Origin of the sequence: Paraburkholderia sp. EG287B (assembly GCF_040965595.1) — a bacterium.
Classification (GTDB): domain Bacteria; phylum Pseudomonadota; class Gammaproteobacteria; order Burkholderiales; family Burkholderiaceae; genus Paraburkholderia.
The window spans coordinates 1-719 of the sequence record NZ_JBFRCG010000080.1 but is presented as its reverse complement, the minus strand read 5'-3'; the positions used below and the strand labels follow the sequence as shown (position 1 = coordinate 719).

At 60.5% G+C, this 719-nt stretch carries 1 pseudogene; it reads left to right on the top strand.

The features are described from left to right. Positions 1 to 26 precede the first annotated feature (26 nt). Positions 27 to 593: pseudogene (locus AB4Y40_RS42775) on the top strand (IS21 family transposase); the annotation flags it as partial. Positions 594 to 719 lie beyond the last annotated feature (126 nt).

Here is a 719-nt window from a genome sequence, read left to right as displayed (position 1 = left end):
ATTCTTAAAGAAGAAGCGGTCAGCACATGTCTGGAACCCGCATCACCGACCAACAGGTTCGCCTCTACATGAACAAGCGCAAACACCATCCGCAGGAACTCGCGGCCGCGAAGGCAGGAATAAGCGTGCGCAGCGGACGCCGCATTGAGCGTGACGCGACGTTGCCATCCCAGAAGCCGCAGCGCTCCTGGCGCACCCGTCCCGATCCGTTCGCCGATGTCTGGGACAGCGAGGTCGTGCCGTTGCTGCGTAACGCTCCCCATCTGATGGGCATCACGATCCTGCGCAAGCTGCAGGATGATCACCCGGGCTGCTATCCCGACAGCATGCGTCGCACGCTGGAACGACGCATTTCTCAATGGCGGGCGCTCGAAGGTCCCAGCCAGGAGATATTCTTCCCCCAGGAGCATCGGCCCGGCGTGCGCGGGCTGTCTGACTTCACCGATATGAGCAAGTTGTGCGTGACGATCGGCGGCGCTCCGTTCGAGCACCGGCTGTATCACTTCGTGCTGGCATTCTCGCGCTGGGAGTATGCCTGCGTGGTTGAGGGCGGCGAGAGCTTCGAAGCCCTCGCCAACGGTTTGCAGAACGCTCGTAAGCGGTAATTTCGGCTCATCTGGAACCTGCGGGTAACAGGGATCAAGATTGCGTCCGCAACTTACACACTGCGGACGCAGATCATGACTGACCCACAAACTGACTTTGACTTCCTGCCCCTG